Source organism: Pseudomonas sp. PDM28 (assembly GCF_019219115.1).
GTDB lineage: Bacteria > Pseudomonadota > Gammaproteobacteria > Pseudomonadales > Pseudomonadaceae > Aquipseudomonas > Aquipseudomonas laurylsulfatiphila.
On record NZ_JAHUWG010000004.1, the window covers coordinates 173,560 to 193,763 of the forward strand.

A 20,204-nucleotide genomic window follows, 5' to 3' on the forward strand; every position below is an offset into this window, starting at 1 on the left:
TTGTTTGAAGTGGATGATTGGACAGTAGCTCAGTCGAGGTCGTCAGGGTGGGCCGAAGCGCCACTGTCCGAGAAGCTCAAACCGTGCTTGCGCAGTTTGTCGTGCAGGGTCTTGCGCGGAATGCCGAGGGCTTCGGCGACGCTGCGCACGGAGCTGTGCGAGCGTGCCAGTTCGGCGGCGATGAGGGTTTTTTCGAAGTTCTCCACTTGCTCGCTCAAACCGCCGCTGACCACTTCGACCGTATTGCCAGCGCCGCCTTCCGGCGTGCTGTTGTCGAGGGCCAGTTCCAGCCCGAGGGCAAAACGCTCGGCCGCATTTTGCAATTCGCGCACGTTGCCGGGCCAGGTGTGGCGCAGCAGCAAGGCACGTTGTCCCGGTTGCAGTTCATGGGGCGGCAAGCCGTGGCGGGCGCTGGCTTCATCGGCAAAATGCTGGAACAGCATCAGGGCGTCTTCGCCCCGTTCGCGCAGGGGTGGAATCCGCAGCGGCGCGACGTTCAGGCGGTAATACAAGTCGGCACGGAAGCGCCCTTGATCGGCTGCCTGGCGCAGGTCTTCCTTGGTCGCGGCGATGATGCGGATGTCCAGCGGGATCAGTTGATTGCCGCCCAGGCGTTCGACCACACGCTCCTGCAGCAAGCGCAGCAATTTGACCTGCACATCCAGGCTCATGCTTTCGATTTCATCGAGGAACAAGGTGCCGCCATTGGCGAATTCGAACTTGCCGATGCGGCGTTTCTGCGCGCCAGTGAAGGCACCGGGTTCGTGGCCGAACAGCTCGCTTTCGACCACTGATTCGGCCAGGGCACCGGCATTGATCGCCACGAACGGACCGTTGCGACGGCCCGATAGATCGTGCAGCGCCCGGGCCACGACTTCTTTGCCGGCGCCGGTTTCGCCGAGGATCAGCACGTCGGCCCTGGTCGCCGCCAGGGCGCCGATCTGCTCGCGCAGGCGCAGCATCGAAGGTGAGTGGCCCACCAAGCGGGCGCTCAGCTCGTTGCGGTCGCTCAAGGCCAACCGCAGGCTGCGGTTGTCCAGCACCAAGCGGCGCAGGGCCAACGCACGGCGCACACTGTCGAGCAGGGCGTCGCTGGCGAACGGCTTCTCAAGAAAGTCATAGGCCCCGGCGCGCATGGCCTGCACCGCCAGTGGCACATCGCCGTGGCCGGTGATCAGCAGCACCGGCAACTCAGGGTCCTGGGCGTGCAGTTCGGTCAGCAGTTCCAGACCGTCCATGCCGGGCATGCGGATGTCGCTGACCACCACACCCGGCCAGTCGCGCTCCAGTTGCCCGGCCAGGCCCTTGGCTTCGGCCAGCGGCAGGATCTTCAGGCCGGCCAGGTCCAGCGTCTGGCTCAAGGCCTGGCGCAAGTGGGGATCGTCGTCGATCAACACGACCTGAATGCGGTTGTCGATGGTCATGCACTTCGGTCCTCGGACGGTTGCAGGCTCACGCCTGGTGCGCCTGCGCGCAGCTTCAGGGTAATCAGGGCGCCGCCTTCCTTGTGGTTGGCGAACGACAGTTCACCACCGAAGGCGCGCATCAGCGTTTCGCAAATCGCCAGCCCCAAGCCCAGGCCCTGGGTTCGGGTCTTGGTGGTGTAGAACGGCTCGCTGGCGCGTCCAAGAGCCTCCATGCAAAAGCCCGGGCCGTTGTCGCGAATGTACAGGTTGACGCCTTCGGCCGTGGATTGGGCACTCAGCCAGAGTTTACGTGGCGGGCCTTTTTCCGTCAGGGCGTCCAGGGCGTTGGCCAGAAGATTGCCGAGTACCTGGCGCAAGCGGGTTTCCCCAGCCTCGACCCACAGGGTGGCGGCGGGCAGATCACGGATCAGCTCGACGTCCATGCTGCGTCGGCGCTTGGCCAGCAAAGCCAGGGCATCATCCAACGCCGGTTGCAGGGCCACGCTTTCCGGGGCATGCCGGTCGCGCCGGGCAAAGGCGCGCAGGTGGGCGATGATCGAGGCCATGCGACCGGTCAGTTCGCTGATCAGCTTGAGATTGCCGCGGGCATCGTCGGTGCGCTGGTGGTCGAGCAATATCTCGGCGTTTTCCGCATAACTGCGAATGGCTGCCAGCGGCTGATTGAGTTCATGACTGATACTCGCCGACATGGTGCCCAGTGCCGACAGTTTGCCGGCCTGCACCAGATCGTCCTGGGCGCGTACCAGCTCCTGCTGGGCCTGCTCGCGTTCCAGTACTTCCTGTTTCAGGCGCCGGTTCAGGCCTTCGAGATCGCTGGTGCGCTCGGCAACCCGGCCCTCCAGTTCGCGGCGGGCCTTGGCTTCGAAAGCAATGCGTTCGAGGTAATGGCGGCGGCGCTGCATCATCAGGCCCAGCAACAGCATCAACACCAGCAGCGTTGCACCGCCGATGGCCACCACCGTGCGCACCGGGCGGTCGATCAAGGTGCGCGGGGCGAGGATGCTGACATTCCAGCCAGTTTCGGCGATCTGCTGGGTCTGGGTCAGCCAGGCATTGGGGTTGAGCTCCAGTGGTTTTGGCTCGCGGGTTGGATAGGGTTGGATCGCGGTGATGGCCTTGCTTTCGGCCTCGCTCAGCGGGCGGGTCGAGCGGAATCGCCACTCCGGTCGCGAGGTGAGAATGACCACGCCGTTGTGGTCGGTCAGCAGCAGTTGTTCCGGGGTTTTGCCCCAGAGACTTTCGGTGTGGTCGAGGTCGACCTTGACCACCAGCACACCGACGATTTTTTCGCCGTCGCGCACGCCGGCGGCGAAAAAGTAGCCGCGTTTGGCGGAGGTGGTACCCAAACCAAAGAAGCGCCCGAGCCGCCCGGCCATGGCTTCGCTGAAATACGGCCGGAAGGAAAAATTACGCCCGACGAAACTGTCGTGTTTGTCCCAGTTGGAGGCGGCCAGCGTCTTGCCCGTGGCGTCCATCAGGTACATGACTTCGGCGCCGGTCTGGGTGGCGATATTTTTCAGCAGGCGGTTGGCATTGCCTTGGGTGACGCCATCGTCCGGCGCGCCGACAACAGCGCGCAAGGCCGGTAGGTCGCCGAGGATTTGCGGCAACACTTCATAGCGGTGCAGGGTGCCCAACAGGTTGGCGACATAGAGGTCGAGGGTCTGACGATTCTGGCTGGCCAGTTCGCTGCGGTAATAGCGCTCGGCCAGGTGCTCCAGCGGCCACAGCAACGGCGCCAGGCACAGTGCCAGCAGGGCCAGGCTGCGCCAACGGGGTCTGGGGGGGAGAGTCGGTTTCATGAGCAGCATGCGCCTGTGGGTACAGGCGCATTATGCCTAGGCTTGCCCGCCTTGGGTCAGCGGCATCTTGATAGTCGAGCTTGCGCCGGCCTTTCAGGCAAAGACGTCGGCGTCCTTGAAAAACACGCCGGCCTGATCTTTGGCCGACAGTTGCGGCGTGCCTTCGAGTTGCCAGTCGATGGCCAGGTCCGGGTCGTCCCAGCGAATGCTGCGTTCGGCCGATGGCGTGTAGTAGTCCGTGGTTTTGTACAGGAACTCGGCAAAGTCGCTCAGTACGACGAACCCGTGGGCAAAACCTTCCGGGACCCAGAGCTGCCGATGATTGGCGGAGGACAGCCGCACGGCGACCCATTTGCCGAAGTGCGGCGAGCTGCGACGGATGTCCACAGCGACGTCCAGCACTTCACCGACTGTGACGCGGACCAGTTTGCCCTGGGTATTTTCCAGCTGGTAATGCAGGCCGCGCAGCACACCCTTCTGCGAACGGGAGTGATTGTCTTGAACGAATTCGGTGTCCAGCCCGGTGGCCTCTTTGAAGGCCCTGGCGTTGAAACTCTCGTAGAAGAAACCACGCTCGTCACCAAAGACCTTGGGTTCGAGGATCAGAACACCGGGCAGGTCGGTGGTCACTACGTTCATGGAGGCTCTCCAGTTGCATGCGTTTAATGGCCGCCATTCTTGCGCAAAGTGCGATTCGAGGCGAGTGCCAGAACCAAAACCTGTGGGAGCGGGCTTGCTCGCGAAGAGGGCGTGTCAGTCACATTCAGGCTGCCTGTCACCCCGCCTTCGCGAGCAAGCCCGCTCCCACAATTGCCCTCATACCGGCTTGCGGGGGGTTGCGTATCGCCCGAAGCAGTGGCGATATAGGCGCCTAATAAAATTTCAGGGGTTGTTGTATGCCGCTCGCCACGTTGATTCATCGCGCCAGTTTGCCCAGCCCGCAGGTGTCTGCGGAGCAAGCGCTAGAGCTGCTGGAAGAACATTACGGGTTCAGCGGCAGACTGCAGCCCCTCGGCAGCCAGCAAGACCTGAACTACCGCGTCGACAGCGAGCGGGGACGTTTCGTCCTGAAAATCTGCCGTGGCGACTACTCGGTCGTTGAGCTTCAGGCACAGCATGCCGGGCTCAAGCACTTGGGCGAGCACCCCGATGTCCATGTGCCGCGTGTTATCGCAGCAAAAAACGGTGCAGACCTGCTGTCTCTGGACGTGGGTGGCCAGGCGGTGCACGTTCGCCTGCTCGACTATATCGAAGGTCAGCCGCTGACGAGCCTTGGCCATTTCAACCCGACAGTGGTGTCCGGCTTTGGTCGCCTGTGCGGTGAAATGGACCTGGCCCTGGCGGATTTCGACCATCCGGGCCTGGTGCGAACCCTGCAATGGGACGCCCGCCACGCTCACGCCCTGATCGCGCACTTGCTGCCGGTGATCAAGGATGAAGCCCAGCGCAAACTGATCGTCGACGCGTGCGCACAAGCGGAGCGGCATTTGCAGCCGCTGGAAGCCAAACTGCCGGTGCAGGCCATTCATATGGACATCACCGACGACAACGTGGTGTGGCAGCGCGATGCGCAACGCCATTGGCAACTGCAAGGCGTGATCGACTTCGGTGACCTGGTGCGTACCTGGCGTATTACCGATCTGTCGGTGACCTGCGCCGCGCTGCTGCATCATGGCGAGGGCGATCCGTTCTGCATTTTGCCGGCAATCCAGGCGTACCACGCGGTCAACCCCTTGCAACACGAAGAGCTGCTGGCGCTGTGGCCGCTGATCGTCGCCCGTGCGGCGGTGCTGGTGCTCAGTGGCGAACAGCAGGTCAGCATCGATCCGGGCAATGCCTACAGTCGCGATAACCTGGTCCATGAATGGGAAATCTTCCGGGTGGCCACGTCGGTGCCGTTGGCCTTGATGGAAGCGGCGATCCTCACTGCCGTCGGTCAGAACCTGCCCACCATCGGCAGTGAAAGCTTTGCACCGCTGTTGCCAAGCCTGGTGGGGCGAGAGTTCGCCTTGATCGACCTGGGGGTGCTCAGCCCGCATTTCGAGGCCGGGAACTGGGAGCAGGAGGGAGTCGATCAGCGCCTGCTGGATGAGGCGGCTGCGGCTCATGGCCTGGCGGCCAGTCGCTATGGACAGTACCGTCTGTCCCACACCCGCCCGGACAGCGCCACTGAACCGGACACTTGCCCTTTGCACGTTGAACTGCGTGTCCCTCAGGGCACGACGGTCGAAGCACCGTTTGCCGGTGTGGTGCACCACCCGTCGGCGGGCGTGCTGCAACTGGACGGCCCGCAATTGAGTGTGCGGCTTTGGGGCGTCACGCCGTCGCTGCACAGTGGAGCGGCGCTGGTCAAAGGCCAGGTGCTGGGGTCGGTCAGCGGGCCGTTGATCGTGCAGTTGAGCCGTGGCGCGTCGATCGATGCCCCCTTGTTCTGCACGCCATCGCGCGCCGCTGCCTGGCAGGCACTGTGCCCATCACCCGCGGCACTGCTGGGGCTGGCCTGTGATGCCGAAGCAGAACTCGACGGCGCGACCTTGCTGGCCCGGCGTGACGCCAGTTTCGCCCGTACGCAAAAACACTATTACGTTGACCCGCCGCGCATCGAGCGTGGCTGGCGCAACCATTTGATCGACATGCAGGGGCGCTCCTACCTCGACATGCTCAACAACGTCGCGGTATTGGGCCACGGTCATCCGCGCATGGCGGCGGTCGCCAGCCGCCAGTGGTCGTTGCTCAACACCAACTCGCGTTTCAACTACGCGGCCGTGGCCGAGTTCTCCGAACGCTTGCTGAAACTGTCCCCTGAGGGCATGGACCGCGTGTTCCTGGTCAACAGCGGGAGCGAGGCAAACGATCTGGCGATTCGCCTGGCGTGGGCCTATAGCGGCGGCCGCGACATGCTTAGCGTGCTGGAGGCCTATCACGGCTGGACGGTCGGCGCAGACTCGGTGTCGACCTCGATTGCCGACAACCCCAAGGCCTTGAGCAGCCGCCCGGACTGGGTACACCCGGTGACCGCGCCAAACACCTATCGCGGTGAATTCCGTGGCCCCGCCAGTGCACCGGATTATGTGCGCAGCGTCGAGCACAACCTGGCGAAAATCGCCGAGCAGAAACGCCAACTGGCCGGCTTCATCTGCGAACCGGTGTACGGCAATGCCGGCGGTATCTCGCTGCCACCGGGCTATTTGAAGCAAGTCTATGGCATGGTCCGGGCCCAGGGCGGCGTGTGCATTGCCGACGAAGTGCAGGTCGGCTACGGACGCATGGGCGATTTCTTCTGGGGCTTCGAAGAGCAAGGCGTGGTGCCGGATATCATCACCATGGCCAAAGGCATGGGCAACGGCCAGCCACTGGGCGCGGTCATCACCCGTCGGGAAATCGCCGAGGCACTGGAGGCCGAGGGTTACTTCTTCTCCTCCGCCGGTGGCAGCCCGGTCAGTTGCCAGGTCGGCATGGCCGTGCTGGACGTGATGGAAGAGGAAAAACTCTGGGAGAACGCCCAGGTCGTTGGCGGCCACTTCAAGCGGCGCCTCGAAGCGTTGATCGATATTCATCCGTTAGTGGGCGCGGTGCACGGTTCCGGTTTCTACCTGGGCGTCGAGTTGATCCGCAACCGCGACACACTGGAGCCGGCCACTGAAGAAACCACCGCACTGTGTGATCGTTTGCGCGAGCTGGGGATCTTCATGCAGCCGACCGGCGATTACCTGAACATCCTCAAGATCAAGCCGCCGATGGTTACTTCGCGCCAGAGCGTGGATTTCTTCGTGGACATGCTGTCGAAGGTGCTGGCAGAAGGGTTGTAGACACAATCCCCCTGTGGGAGCGAGCTTGCTCGCGATAGCGGTCTTTCAGTCGAAAAATCTGTGACTGGAATGGCCTCATCGCGAGCAAGCTCGCTCCCACAGAGGTGGTGGTGTTAATTCGATTGATATCGGCTTTTTGTCGGTTATTTTTGTAACTGCGGATTGATCGTGCTTTAAAAGCCGATATTTATCGGATATAAAGTGGCCAGTCCACGGCGTGTACCCATGCGCTTTCTTTTCTGTCAGGCATCAACGCCACTCCGGAGTCCTGAGTCATGACCACGTTGAACAGCACCCCTCGCGCCGACGGCTTCTACATGCCAGCCGAATGGGCACCCCAAACCCAAACCTGGATGATCTGGCCCGAGCGCCCGGACAACTGGCGCCTGGGTGGCAAACCGGCACAGGCCGCACACGTGGCGGTGGCCAAGGCCATCGCCCGTTTCGAACCGGTCACCGTGGCGGTATCCGCGGGCCAGTACGAAAACGCCCGTGCCCGTCTGGATGTGCCGAATATTCGCGTAGTGGAAATGTCCAGTGACGACGCCTGGGTCCGCGACTCCGGTCCGACTTTCGTCATCAATAACAGTGGCGAAGTCCGTGGCGTGAACTGGGACTTCAATGCCTGGGGCGGTTTTGACGGGGGCCTGTATTCGCCGTGGAATCGTGACTCGCAGGTCGGCGGCAAGATCCTCGAGATCGAGCGCAGCCCGCGTTACCGCACCGAAGGCTTCGTACTTGAAGGCGGTTCGATTCACGTCGACGGCGAAGGCACGCTGATCACCACCGAAGAGTGCCTGCTCAACCGCAATCGCAACCCGCACCTGAACCGCGAAGAAATCGAAGCGGTCCTGAGTGCGAACCTGGCTGTGGATAAAATCATCTGGCTGCCGGATGGCTTGTTCAACGACGAAACCGACGGCCATGTGGATAACTTCTGCTGCTACGTGCGTCCGGGTGAAGTGTTGCTGGCCTGGACCGATGATCCGCAGGACCCGAACTACCCGCGCTGCCAGGCGGCGATGAACGTGCTGCAAAGCAGCACCGATGCCAAGGGTCGCCCGTTCACGGTGCACAAAATGCCGATCCCGGGCCCGCTGTTTGCGACCGAGGAAGAGTGCGCCGGCGTCGATCCGGTGGATGGTACTCAGGAACGTAACCCGACTGTGCGTCTGGCCGGTTCCTACGTGAACTTCCTGATCGTCAACGGCGGCATCATTGCGCCGTGCTTTGACGACCCGCAGGATGGCCCGGCAAAGGAAATCCTGCAGAACCTGTTCCCACAGCATGAAGTGGTGATGGTGCCTGGTCGCGAACTGTTACTGGGGGGCGGCAATATTCACTGCCTTACCCAGCAGCAACCCGCGCCGCACAAGGAGTGAGTGAGGTTGTAACATCTTGAGTTGATTGCGAAATTTCTCAAGCGGCTCCCGCCATGCACAGAGCCCGCAGCCCTTCAGGGTTGCGGGCTTTTTTGTATCTGCAAGGCCACACTTCAGACACCTTGGCACAGCTCTTGTATCTCTGTTGTGGTAACTCGGGGAGGGGAGGACTTCGATGTTCTGTCATAAACCTTGGATAAGTTAGCCGCTCACAAACCGGGAGAGAGCGCTGAAATGAACGCCGAAGTGAACGTAGTGAGCGACAAGGCGTTGCATCCCCTGGCCGTAAACAGCGAATCGCTCCAGATTCTGGCGCACTGGTTCAAGTCCAATGGAATGCGTCAGATCAGTGAAACTGATCCGCGCCGGACAATGATCGAGCGTTACCCTGCTGGTTTATTCAGCGAAGCGGAACTGGATGCGTTGTGGGATGTAATGGAAGGATAAGAAGAACAACAACGGATTGATCAAGAAAAAGCGCTGCCGGGATGGCAGCGCTTTTTTTTTCAGCACACTGAACCCTGTGGGAGCGGGCTTGCTCGCGAAAGCGGTGTGTCAGCAACGTTGCCATTGGCTGACACGACGCCTTCGCGAGCAAGCCCGCTCCCACAGTTTTTGTGGTGTCTAGAAGCTGTAGGTGCCCGTCACCACCAGGCTACGCGGTGCCCCCGGCTGGATCTGGAATGCACTGGTCGCCGACGAGTAATACGTCTTGTCGCTGATATTGTTCAGCGCTGCGCGCAAATCCCAATCCTTCTGACGGAAGCCCGCCAAGGCGTCCCAACGGCCATAACCCGGCAACACGACGGTGTTGAGGTTGTCGGCATAGCGGTCGCCAACCAGGGTCAGGCCGGTTTCGGCGTACCAGCCCATTTCCGGTTTCCAGGTCAGGAACAGGCTGCCGTTGTGCTTGGCCACGTTGTTGATGCGCTTGCCTTCCAGGCCGTTGTTGTCCTTTTCGATGGTTGCGTCCTGCAGACCTACGCCACCGCGCACGTACCAGTTGCCGGTAATCCTGCCGGCGGCAGTCAGCTCGATGCCGCGAGAACGTTGTAGTCCGGAGAGCAGGGTAATGGTCGGGTTGTTAGGATCGCTGGTGCGGCGGTTGTAGAGTTCCAGCTCGTAGATGGCCAGCGTTGTGCTCAGGCGGTCATCGAGCCAGTCACTCTTGACCCCGATTTCCTTCTGTTTGGTCAGCTCGGGGCTCAGGTCATTGCTGTTGCCCGCCGCGCCCGGGGTGATGCCGATCAAGCCTCCGCCGACCGGTGAGAACGTCTTGCTCCAGGACGCGTAGAAGGAGTGATTTTGCAGCGGCGTCCAGACCACGCCAACGCGAGGGCTGGTGCTATGGCTGTCACGGTCTTCGGAAAGGTTGCGCACCTTGTTGGTCGACTCGATATCGAACGTGTCGTAACGCAGGCCGGCGAGCAATTGCCATTGATCGTTCAGGCGCAGTTGATCCTGTACATACACCGCGCGGCTCTCGACCTCGGTATGGGTGTTGCTCGACACCACCATGCGCCCGGTATGACGCAAATTGCGGTCGGGGGCGTACAGGTCCAGCGCCGGCACCGGGGAGCTGCCCGGCCCGGAAGTGGCGGCGGTGTACAGCAGCGGGTCGCGGCGCTGGCTGCCGATCTCGATGCCGGTGAGCAAGCGGTGCTCCAGGCCGAAAGTATCGAAGCCACCTTCCAGCTCGACGTTGTTGTAGACATTGCGGGTGTTCAGGTCCTGCTGCCAGTGCTGGCGCGTGACCTTGTTGGTGGCCGGGACATAGCCGCTCAAGTAAGTATTGTCGAAATCGCTGTCGAGCTTGAACACGCCCAGGGTCTGGCGCAGCTGCCAGTTGTCGCTCAGTTCATAGGTGAGTTTCGAACGCAGGGATTGCGCCTTGTCGTCGATGAAATCGTTTTCACTGCCGTAGGTGGTATCGCGTCCTACGTCGGCCGGGCGACCATCTACACCGGGGATGCCACGATCCGGCGTGCGGTTGTAACGGCTGTATTCGTACTGCACCAACCAGTTCAGGTCGGGTGTCAGCTGCCAGCTCATCGAGGGTGCGAACAGCTGGCGATTGCCACTCACGCCATCGCGGAAGCTGTTCTCGTCCATGTTGCCCATGTTCAGGCGCAGGCTGATGTTCTCGGAAGGATCGGCACTGAGGTCGGCATACAGGCTGCGCAAGTCCTCGCTACCGCCCTGGGCTTCAAGGGTCGAGCGGCGACCGAACTCGGGCAGTTTGCTCACCCGGTTGACGATGCCGCCCTGGCTGCCACGGCCATACAGCACGGCGGCAGGGCCTTTCAGGACGTCGATGCGTTCGATGTTGTGCAAGTCGCGCACGTACTGACTGTCGTCGCGGATGCCATCGAGATAGAAATCGTTGCTGGCGTCGAAACCGCGGATGCGCAGGCTGTCGAAGCGTGTGTCGGCGCCGCTGCTGACGTTGGGGATGCCACTGAGCGCCGTGCCCAGATCGTTGGTGCCGTAATCCATCACGTTCGAGGTTTTGATCGAGTCGATGGCTTGTGGCACGTAGCGCACCGGGGTGGCGGTCCGGGTCGCCGTGTTGGTTTGTGTCACGCGCGGGTCGTCGGCTTCAGCTTCTGCGCTGATCGATGTGGCAGGCAGGGTGGTCGGTGCAGCGTAGGAAAAACCGGCAGACAACAAGGCAGAGAGCCCAAGGCTGCAGGGCGCAAGGCGAAAAGGGGCAGGCATTGAAGAGCGCATCCGTAGGATTTTGAGGTTGAAGCATCTGGAGGGTGCGAATAGTAATGCTTGTCATTTACTGCTGTTAGTTGTTATTGAGAACTTATCTCATTTGATTGTTTCGAATTATTTCTTAGTCGATACAAAGGGTTTACGCATTATTCGACCGATTCAAGCAACAGACTGAAAGCAGATCTGGCGTTTTTCCGGGGCTGCGGCGGTACTAATCTGCCGATATCGAATTTTCCTGAATTTCTGTCGGAGCTTTCCCATGATCCTGCATTACATCTACGACCCGTTGTGCGGTTGGTGCTACGGCGCCAAACCACTGGTGCAAGCCGCCCAGGCTGTGCTGCCCGTGCTTGCCCACGGCGGGGGCATGATGACGGGGGCCAATCGGCAAAAGGTTTCGCCACAACTGCGCAGTTACGTCATGCCCCATGACCGGCGTATTGCCGAATACAGCGGGCAGCCGTTCGGTGAAGCTTATTTCGAAGGTTTGCTGCGTGATCACAGCGCCGTGTTCGACTCGGCTCCTCCCATCGCTGCAGTGCTGGCTGCCGAGCAAATGGCAGGTCGCGGGCTGGAGTTGCTGGGGCGTTTGCAAAGTGCTCACTACGTGGAAGGGCGCCGCATCGCCGACGAATCTGTGCTGTTTGAACTGGCCCACGGTATGGGGTTGGACCCTCAAGCCTTCGAAAGAGCCTTCAAGGCAGCCGACACCGAAGGCCATATCAAGGACAGCCGGGCTTTGCTGGCCAAGGTGGGCGGGCAGGGGTTTCCGACCCTGGTACTTGAAAACAATGGCCAATTCACCCTGATCGATATCGGGCCTTGGCTGGGCAAACCCCAGGCATTTGCGCAGTGGCTGGGACAGTCGCTGCCGGAGCAGCCCTCATCGCATTCCGTAGCAGCTTGTGGCCTGGAAGGCTGTATCGATTGAATATTCCTGCCGCGTAAAGCAGTTTCTTAGACGTTTTTCGCCTATTTCTAGAAGATTCATGAAATTGACACGTCGTTAAGGGCGCCGCTACGATTCGGCCCAACGCCTGTGGCCGACCGCCACGACTCAAAAACAATAAAAGGCCCGCCGCGAGAAATCGTGGGCGGGCCTTTTTGTTTTCGCCTCGAAATAAGAGCGCATTAGCGCCGTTTCGGCCGTTCGACACAGCGCGTATCAACCGCATCAAGGAAAAAACAAAATGTTGAACAAGCGAATCAGCCTGATTGCTCTGGGGATGTTGAGCGCTACACAGGCCATGGCGAACGACCAGGCCGAATCCAAGGGTTTCGTTGAAGACAGCAGCCTCAAAGTGCTGCTGCGCAACGCCTACATCAACCGTGACTACAAAGACGGCAACCCGGATAAATCCGAGTGGGGCCAGGCGGCCATCGGCACGTTCTCGTCCGGCTTCACCCAAGGCACCGTGGGTGTGGGCGTCGACGCTTTTGGCCTGTACGCATTGAACCTGGAGCGCAGCGAAGACCGTAGCGGCGCACAAGGCATCGATTTCTTCAAAAAGGGCGACAGCGGCCAGCCGGCGGACGACCTGTCCAAGGGCGGCGCAGCGATCAAGTTCCGCCTGTCCAGCACCACCCTGACCTACGGCGACCAGATGCCGGCCTTGCCGGTGCTGAGCTACGACAACTCGCGTCTGCTGCCGGAAAGCTACACCGGTACCCTGATCACCTCCAGGGAGATCAAAGGCCTGCAACTGGACGCCGGGCGCTTCACCGCCGAATCGCGTAAAAGCGCTGAAGGCCGTGACAGCGGTGGCTTGAAGTCGATCAACGTATTGGGCGGTAGCTACCAATTCACCGAACAGTTCAAGGCCGCGCTGTACGCCTCCGACGTCGAAGACGTGCTGAAGAAGCAATACGTGAACGCCAACTACGTGTTCCCGATCGACAAGGATCAGTCCCTGACCCTGGACTTCAACGGCTATCGCACAAAGTTGGACGATTCCTACGTCCGCGAAAACGCTATCACCGGCGATGACAACAAAATCTGGAGCCTGGCGGCCACCTTCATCACCGGCCCGCACTCGTTCACTCTCGCGCACCAGCGCAGCACTGGCGACAGCAACCTGGGCTACGCCTACGGCGGCTACCAGAAAGACCAGGGTCGCATCGGCGACGGTGGCAACACCATCTACCTGGCGAACTCCTACTGGTCCGACTTCAACGCGGAAGACGAACGAAGCTGGCAACTGGGCTACGGCCTGGACTTCAGTACCTTCGGTGTACCGGGCCTGAGCTACAACTTCGCCTACGTACGCGGTGACAACATCACCACCTCCACCAGCGAAGGCGGCACCGAACGCGAGATCTTCAACCAGATCAAATACGTCGTCCAGAGCGGCCCGGCCAAAGACCTCAGCGTGAAACTGCGCAGCTCGGTCCTGCGCGTGTCGCAGAAGTCCAGCGAGTACAACGTCAGCGGCAATGAAGTGCGTGTGTTTGTGGATTACCCGATCAACATCTTCTGATGATGGGGGGTGGTAGCGAGGCCTGATCAGAGGCTGAGAAAGAAAAAGCCCCGACTGGTTCGGGGCTTTTTTTGAATAAAAACGCTGAAATGAAAGACCAATTGCCCTTAACTATCCTGACACCTAGAATTCATGCTATACGCCATTGACGCATAGCAGGGACTGCATGATCTTCATCGAGACGCCGATTTTTACCGCTGACCTTCCAGGTCATCTGAGCGATCACGAATATGGAGAATTTCAGCAGTATCTCGCCGAACATCCCAGCGCTGGCGCTTTGATCGAGGGCACTGGCGGGCTTAGAAAAATTCGCTGGGCCGCGCATGGCAGGGGCAAGAGTGGTGGCGTAAGGGTGATCTACTATCACGTAACCTCTGCTTTTCAGATACGTTTGCTACTGATTTACCGGAAAGGGATTCAAGACACCCTTTCGGATAGAGAAAAAGCAGTTCTTTGTGCCATCAATAAAGGATGGAAATAATGGAAAAAAATCTCTTCGATCGTCTTGTTGAAAGCATGACGCAGATGGATGAGATCGACCGAGGTGAGCGAGAGCCATCGCGCGAATTCCATGTCGATGCTGCACAGGTCAAAAAAATTCGCCTCGCCACGGGACTTTCCCAAGCCGCGTTTGCCAAGCGAATTGATGTTCCCGTGGGAACGTTACGCAATTGGGAGCAAGGGCGGCGTGATCCTGAGGGGCCTGCCCGTGCGTTGTTGCGAGCGATTCATAACGACCCGGAACATGTACTTGCAGCGTTGGGTCACTGATCAGTCAATCTCAGTTTAATGATTGCGGCGTTTCCAGCCTCCGTCACAAAAAACGCAGCCTACCAAGGCTGCGTTTTTTGTTGGGCGCGGGTCGCCTTGACCCGGATGAGTCTTGCAGTCATGCATTTTCGGTATGCCATACTCATTACACCACGTAACGAATGAAGTTCCCGCCCCCACCTTTATCCCCTCCCGCCAACCCCATACATTCATCTCCAACGCCTCTCCCATCATCCCGACGGGAAGGACACTGGAGTTGCCCTCATGCCTTTCGTAACCGTACGCATCACTCGCGATGGCGTTACCACTGAGCAGAAAGCTCAGGTGATCGCCGAAATCACTGAAACACTGGAACGCGTCCTCAACAAGCGCCCTGACCTGACCCACATCGTGATCGAGGAAGTCGACACCGATAACTGGGGTTACGCCGGTATCACCACCACCCAGTACCGCAAGCAACTGGCCGAGGCGGAGGGCAAGTCATGACGTCCTCCGTCACCATCGATTTCATCTCCGATGTGGTGTGCCCCTGGTGCGCGCTGGGGGCGACGGCGCTGGAGCAGGCGATCGAGAACGTGGCCGGGGAAGTCTCGGTCGAGCTGACCTACAAGCCGTTCGAATTGAACCCGACCATGCCGGCCGAAGGTGAACCAGCGGTCGAGCACTTGATGCGCAAATACGGGCGCACTGCTGAGGACGTCGCCGCCGGCAAGGCCATGCAGATCGCTCGCGGCGAGGCCATCGGCTTCAAATTCGATCTGGAGAAGCGCACGCACTTCTACAACACCTTTGATGCGCACCGTTTGTTGCTGTGGGCGTTGCAGGAAGGGCGGCAAGTCGAGCTGAAGAAGGTGCTGCTGCAGGGCTATTTCAGTGAAGGCCAGAACCCGAGCGATCACCAGGCGCTGGTGAGTCTGGCGACTGAAGCGGGGCTGGACAGGGCCACTGCACAAGAGGTGCTGGCGTCCGGTGCGTTCGCCGCTGAGGTGCGGGAGCTTGAAGCGTACTACCAGCAGCGCGGCATCAACTCGGTCCCGGCCATGGTGCTGAACGGTCGCCACCTGGTGTCCGGCTCGCAATCGGTCGAGTACTACGAACAGATGTTGAGAGAAATGGCCAAGGCACCGGCCGACGCCTGATCACAGATTTTTACCCCCACGTTTAATTGTCAGAGGTCTTCATCATGAGCATTTCGAAAAAAGTCATCGTAATCACCGGCGCATCCCAAGGTCTCGGCGACGGTATGGTCAAAGCCTTCCGTGAACTCGGTTACCGGATCGTCGCCACTTCGCGCTCGATCAAGCCATCCACCGATCCGGACATTCTCACCGTGGCCGGTGACATTGGCGAGCCGGAAACCGCCCGGCGCGTCATCCGCGAAGCGATGTCCCGTTTCGGTCGCATCGATACCTTGGTCAACAACGCCGGGATCTTCATCGCCAAGCCGTTCACCGCATACACGGCAGAAGACTACGCCAATGTGTTGTCGGTGAACGTCAATGGCTTCTTCTACATCACCCAACTCGCCATCGCCGAGATGGAAAAGCAAGGCAGCGGTCACGTCGTCAACATCACCACCAGCCTGGTGGACCACGCCATCGACGGTGTGCCATCGGTCTTGGCTTCGCTGACCAAGGGCGGCCTCAACGCGGCAACCAAATCCCTGGCCATCGAATACGCCAAGCGCGGGATTCGGGTGAACGCGGTCAGCCCGGGCATCATCAAGACCCCGATGCACGGCGCAGAAACCCATGAAGCACTGGGCAATCTGCACCCGGTCGGGCACATGGGCGAGATAGACGATATTGCGCAGGCGGTCGTGTATCTGGACAGCGCCAAGTTTGTTACTGGCGAAATTCTGCACGTGGATGGTGGGCAGAGTGCAGGTCACTGAGACCTGATTTCCTGGACGACAGAAACAACAAAGCCCTCGTATTTCTACGAGGGCTTTGTTTTGTAGGGTGCCGGCATCAGGAATCGAACCTGGAACTACTGATTACAAGTGGCTTGTCCCGGCGTTTTTCCATGATTCACAACACGATGAATCAATTCGCCATTCTCCAGGAGGAGCGCTTCACCAGACCGTACATCTAGATTATGATCGCGCTGCCGCCTGACCGTAATCCTCTATAACTACGGGCCATTCCCCCGATCGCTACCCGATTCTACCTCGTTTGGCAGCAAATGCCGCGTTGGGCCTCCCGCACTGGCACCAATTATCCCAAGCGTATTGCGAATATTAGAAAAGATGATCTTTATAAAAAATAATAAGCTTTTCTCCTGTTTATACTTGTTGGCAATCGTCATAACCATCGGCGTGGTGTACTCACTGGGCTTCCGGGAAGCGGCAAGCCAGATTGCGATGGCGCCCGAGCGCCTGAGAAACTTCACGTTCCCCATCTGGGAGCAACACGCTTTTTCGCAGCACGGTTTCCTCGTCTTCTATTCGATGGAGGACTACGCAAAAAAGATCGCGTATTCCAACCACTCCACGGCTTATCTGTTCTACATGTACGCCCTTTATAAAGTGGAAATGTATGTGTCGGCATTACCGATGAGAGTGACAGGGGCTTTCCTGAACATTATTTCGCTGGCAGGCGTTACGTTCTTTTTTCTGTCCCGTCTGGTGGAAAAGCGCCTGACATTCGGTCAGGGGCTGCTGATTCTGTTATCGGTCGTATTCATGGTGTCGATGCCGGGATTCTGGATTTCTTCGGCCAGATTCAACGTCGACAATACGTTCCCGTTGATATTTGCGTTTCAGGCGCTGGCTGCGTTCTTGATCTGGAAAAACCCGGAACGGTCCGCAGCGGTCATGACAGTGATCGTATTGTTTGCAGTGTTTTCTCCGATCTCGGCAGCGTTGCTGGGCCTCGCCCTGATGGTTTGGGCATGCCGCAGCGACGGTCTCGACAGACGGATGTGTCGCCTGGCATTGGTGGCCCTCGTTGCGGCCGTTGCCTTCTATCTGCCGTCCCCACTGATATCGAAGGCACTGGGTTTCACCTCGTCCAACAGCGGCTGGCTGTTTCGCGCTGGCCTGGATGGCGACACCACTTATTTCACCAATATCCTGAAGTCGGTACTTGTTCCGCAGTTCCCGCGGCCATTTGCGACCATTGCCGTGCCGATCTTGTTCCTGGTAGCACAGTTGGCCTGTTTGCGCATGATCAAACGGCGTGAACCTGCCGGCGTTGCGGCACCGACGGGGACCTCCCCGTTGGCCGGCATCGGCATGTTCTACTTCCTGCTTTTTTCGCAATACGTGATGACCAGCCTGCTGTGGCCGCAGGCCGTTGCCATTCATCCGTACCTGTATGACTACCTGCTGATGGCACCGGTTTTCGTCGCGATTGTTCTGAATTTTGCGTTCAAACCTTCACCGGCTGCGTTGCGTTTCTGGGCACTGGCGCTGTTGTTCTGCATTTCCTTCAATCTCCAGCAGGTCGCGCAGGCAAAATGCCAAGGGTGTTACTTCCCGGGCGCCTGGGACGCGAGCGTCAAGCAGCCATGAAGACCGTCGCCATTCTTCAGTCGAACTACATACCCTGGAAGGGCTATTTCGACATGATCGCTGCGGTCGATGAGTTCATCCTCTACGACGACATGCAGTTCACCAAGAACGACTGGCGCAATCGCAATCAGATCAAGACGCCGCAAGGCGTCCAGTGGCTCAGCGTGCCTGTCGGGCAAGGCATCAGCCGCCGCATTCGCGATGTCGAGCTGGCCCCTGCCTGGCAGGTCAAGCACTGGAAAACGCTGCAGAGCAACTATCGGCGCGCGCCTTTCTTCGATGAGGTCGCCCAGTGGCTCGAGCCGCTCTATCTGGCGGAGACCCACACGGGCCTGTCGTCGATGAACCGCAAGTTCATGGAAGCGATTTGCCGATACATCGGTATTGAAACCCGCATTACCAATTGCTGGGACTATATGTCTGCCGGCGACAAAACCCGGACCGCCCGCCTGGTGGACCTTTGTCAGCAGGCCGGTGCGACGCAGTACCTGTCGGGGCCGGCGGCAAAGGACTACATCGAGGCGCCACTGTTCGACGACGCGGGCATTGCGCTGCAATGGTTCGATTACGCCGGCTTCCCCGAGTATCCGCAACTCTGGGGGGAATTCACCCATGGCGTCACCGTCCTGGATCTGCTGTTCAATTGCGGCAAGGACGCGCGCCGTTACATGAGGCATGTCAAAGCATGAAGCTTTCCATCGTCGCCACGCTTTACCGCTCGGCCAAGTTCATCGAGGAGTTCCATCTCCGTGCAAGCCAGGCGGCACAACAACTGGTCGGAGACGATTACGAGATCGTACTGGTCAACGACGGCTCGCCCGATTCAAGCCTGGAACTGGCCGTCCAGTTGAGCGAAGCCGATCACCACGTGGTGGTCGTCGATCTCTCGCGCAACTTCGGCCATCACAAGGCCATGATGACGGGCTTGCGACATGCCCGCGGTGAACGTGTCTTCCTGCTCGATAGCGACCTGGAGGAAGATCCGGCATGGTTGCTCTCGTTCAGCGAGCAGATGGAGCGCGAAAAGGTCGATGTGGTCTACGGTGTCCAGCAGCAGCGAAAAGGCAGGCACTTCGAGCGCTGGACCGGGCAGGTGTTCTACAAACTCTTCCGTTTCCTCAGCGGGCTGGATATGCCCGACAATATCGTCGTCGCCAGGCTGATGTCGCGCCGCTATGTGGACGCGCTGATTCAGCACGACGAACGCGAGTTGTTCATGGCGGGTCTGTGGGTCATCACCGGCTTCGATCAGCGTGCGCAGACCATCGACAAGCGCAGTCGTGACGAGACGACCTACACGCTGGGCAAGAAAGTGGCGCAACTGGTCAATTCGATTACTGCCTTCAGCAGTGCACCGCTGGTGGGAATCTTCGTGGTGGGCTGCGCGATCTTCCTGCTGTCGGCCACCTACACGAGCTTTCTCGTCGTCAATTGGCTGCTCCTGGCGAACCCACCCAGCGGCTATACGTCGCTGATGGCTTCGATCTGGCTGCTCGGCGGCCTGATCATCGCATTCGTCGGCGTGGTCGGGATATATCTCGCCAAGATCTATTCCGAAGTCAAACAGAGACCCTACACTATCGTCCGGAACGTCTACCGTCAGGCTGAGACGCGGAGCATCGAATGAAAAAACTCATTATTTTTGGTCTCACCGACGCCGCCGAGCTCGCACTCTATTATTTTTCCAACGACTCCGACTATCAGGTCGAGGCGTTTGCCGTCGATCCCGCCTACATGCCAGCCGACAAGAGCTTCATGGGATTTCCGGTGGTGGCATTCGATGAAGTCACCCAGATCTACCCGCCAGACCGGTATGTCTTTTTCGTCGCGCTCGGCTATTCCAAGCTCAACCAGATCCGCAAGGAAAAATATCTGGCAGTCAAGGCGCTGGGCTACGAAATGGTCAGCTACATCAGTTCGCGAGCCTCGGTGCTGACACAGGACATCGGCGAGAACTGCTTCATCCTGGAAGACAATACCGTTCAGCCCTTCGTGCGCATCGGCAACAACGTAACCCTGTGGAGCGGTAATCACGTCGGACATCATTCGCGTATCGAGGACCACTGTTTCCTGGCCTCGCACATCGTCGTATCCGGCCGTGTGACGATCGGGGAAAGCTGTTTTCTCGGCGTCAACGCAACCCTTCGCGATCACGTCACCATCGGCGAGAAATGCATCATCGGCGCCGGCGCCCTGATTCTTGGAGATGCCGCTGCCGAAGGCGTGTACGTTGGACAAGCCACCGAACGGTCGCGCGTGCCGAGTACCCGCGTCAGGAATATCTGAAGACCCTCATCATTG

At 59.5% G+C, this 20,204-nt stretch carries 18 protein-coding genes; 14 read left to right on the forward strand and 4 right to left on the reverse strand.

The annotated features are described in order from the left end of the window. Positions 1-29: 29 nt before the first annotated feature. The 3 genes from KW841_RS10160 to rfbC all read right to left on the reverse strand — a co-directional run bounded on the left by KW841_RS10160 (position 30) and on the right by rfbC (position 3,868). Complete coding sequence (locus KW841_RS10160) at positions 30-1,424, reverse strand: sigma-54 dependent transcriptional regulator (protein WP_218475699.1); 1,395 nt, start codon at positions 1,422-1,424, stop codon at positions 30-32. Then, positions 1,421-3,229 (reverse strand): ATP-binding protein, encoded by a 1,809-nt coding sequence (locus KW841_RS10165; protein WP_218475702.1) that lies wholly within the window; start codon positions 3,227-3,229, stop codon positions 1,421-1,423. Before KW841_RS10165 ends, KW841_RS10160 begins: the two co-directional genes overlap by 4 nt. A gap of 93 nt (positions 3,230-3,322) precedes the next feature. Continuing rightward, positions 3,323-3,868, reverse strand: coding sequence for a dTDP-4-dehydrorhamnose 3,5-epimerase (rfbC, locus tag KW841_RS10170; protein ID WP_218475704.1), 546 nt, complete (start codon positions 3,866-3,868; stop codon positions 3,323-3,325). Between the two features lie 257 nt (positions 3,869-4,125). On the opposite strand from rfbC, the gene KW841_RS10175 reads away from it, so the two are divergent. The 3 genes from KW841_RS10175 to KW841_RS10185 all read left to right on the forward strand — a co-directional run bounded on the left by KW841_RS10175 (position 4,126) and on the right by KW841_RS10185 (position 8,867). Then, positions 4,126-7,038 (forward strand): aminotransferase, encoded by a 2,913-nt coding sequence (locus KW841_RS10175; RefSeq protein WP_218475707.1) that lies wholly within the window; start codon positions 4,126-4,128, stop codon positions 7,036-7,038. A 275-nt stretch (positions 7,039-7,313) separates the two neighbouring features. Then, on the forward strand, positions 7,314-8,420 hold the full coding sequence (aguA, locus tag KW841_RS10180) for an agmatine deiminase (protein WP_116580862.1): 1,107 nt from the start codon (positions 7,314-7,316) through the stop codon (positions 8,418-8,420). A gap of 234 nt (positions 8,421-8,654) precedes the next feature. Beyond that, the gene (locus KW841_RS10185) at positions 8,655-8,867 is read left to right on the forward strand and encodes a hypothetical protein (RefSeq protein WP_007972820.1); all 213 of its coding nucleotides are present in this window, start codon (positions 8,655-8,657) and stop codon (positions 8,865-8,867) included. Between the two features lie 177 nt (positions 8,868-9,044). On the opposite strand, the gene KW841_RS10190 is transcribed toward KW841_RS10185, so the two are convergent. Then, a complete protein-coding gene (locus KW841_RS10190) occupies positions 9,045-11,138 on the reverse strand; it encodes a TonB-dependent siderophore receptor (protein WP_218475709.1) in 2,094 nt (697 codons plus the stop codon). 262 nt (positions 11,139-11,400) lie between these two features. Here KW841_RS10190 and KW841_RS10195 point away from each other — a divergent pair, with 262 nt between their 5' ends. The 11 genes from KW841_RS10195 to KW841_RS10245 all read left to right on the forward strand — a co-directional run bounded on the left by KW841_RS10195 (position 11,401) and on the right by KW841_RS10245 (position 20,189). Further along, positions 11,401-12,072 carry a DsbA family protein gene (locus KW841_RS10195; RefSeq protein WP_218475712.1) on the forward strand — a complete coding sequence of 224 codons (672 nt, stop codon included), beginning with the start codon at positions 11,401-11,403 and terminating at the stop codon, positions 12,070-12,072. A 259-nt stretch (positions 12,073-12,331) separates the two neighbouring features. Continuing rightward, entirely contained in the window at positions 12,332-13,618 is a 1,287-nt protein-coding gene (locus KW841_RS10200; RefSeq protein ID WP_095964535.1) for an OprD family porin, read from the forward strand. 166 nt (positions 13,619-13,784) lie between these two features. Continuing rightward, a complete protein-coding gene (locus tag KW841_RS10205; protein WP_218475716.1) occupies positions 13,785-14,099 on the forward strand; it encodes a type II toxin-antitoxin system RelE/ParE family toxin in 315 nt (104 codons plus the stop codon). Further along, positions 14,099-14,389 carry a DNA-binding transcriptional regulator gene (locus KW841_RS10210; protein ID WP_218475718.1) on the forward strand — a complete coding sequence of 97 codons (291 nt, stop codon included), beginning with the start codon at positions 14,099-14,101 and terminating at the stop codon, positions 14,387-14,389. The genes KW841_RS10205 and KW841_RS10210 overlap by 1 nt, the downstream gene beginning before the upstream one ends. 264 nt (positions 14,390-14,653) lie before the next feature. Then, complete coding sequence (locus KW841_RS10215; protein WP_007972813.1) at positions 14,654-14,875, forward strand: 4-oxalocrotonate tautomerase family protein; 222 nt, start codon at positions 14,654-14,656, stop codon at positions 14,873-14,875. After that, the gene (locus KW841_RS10220; protein ID WP_218475721.1) at positions 14,872-15,528 is read left to right on the forward strand and encodes a DsbA family oxidoreductase; all 657 of its coding nucleotides are present in this window, start codon (positions 14,872-14,874) and stop codon (positions 15,526-15,528) included. Before KW841_RS10215 ends, KW841_RS10220 begins: the two co-directional genes overlap by 4 nt. Before the next feature lie 44 nt (positions 15,529-15,572). Next, complete coding sequence (locus KW841_RS10225; RefSeq protein WP_218475723.1) at positions 15,573-16,283, forward strand: SDR family NAD(P)-dependent oxidoreductase; 711 nt, start codon at positions 15,573-15,575, stop codon at positions 16,281-16,283. A 396-nt stretch (positions 16,284-16,679) separates the two neighbouring features. Further along, positions 16,680-17,903, forward strand: coding sequence for a hypothetical protein (locus KW841_RS10230; RefSeq protein ID WP_218475725.1), 1,224 nt, complete (start codon positions 16,680-16,682; stop codon positions 17,901-17,903). Further along, positions 17,900-18,592: a WbqC family protein gene (locus tag KW841_RS10235; RefSeq protein ID WP_104451184.1), complete on the forward strand. Its 693-nt coding sequence runs from the start codon at positions 17,900-17,902 to the stop codon at positions 18,590-18,592. Before KW841_RS10230 ends, KW841_RS10235 begins: the two co-directional genes overlap by 4 nt. Beyond that, positions 18,589-19,530, forward strand: coding sequence for a glycosyltransferase family 2 protein (locus tag KW841_RS10240; RefSeq protein WP_218475727.1), 942 nt, complete (start codon positions 18,589-18,591; stop codon positions 19,528-19,530). The genes KW841_RS10235 and KW841_RS10240 overlap by 4 nt, the downstream gene beginning before the upstream one ends. Next, positions 19,527-20,189, forward strand: a complete 663-nt coding sequence (locus KW841_RS10245) for an acetyltransferase (protein ID WP_104451182.1) — start codon at positions 19,527-19,529, stop codon at positions 20,187-20,189. Before KW841_RS10240 ends, KW841_RS10245 begins: the two co-directional genes overlap by 4 nt. The last annotated feature ends 15 nt before the right edge of the window (positions 20,190-20,204 follow it).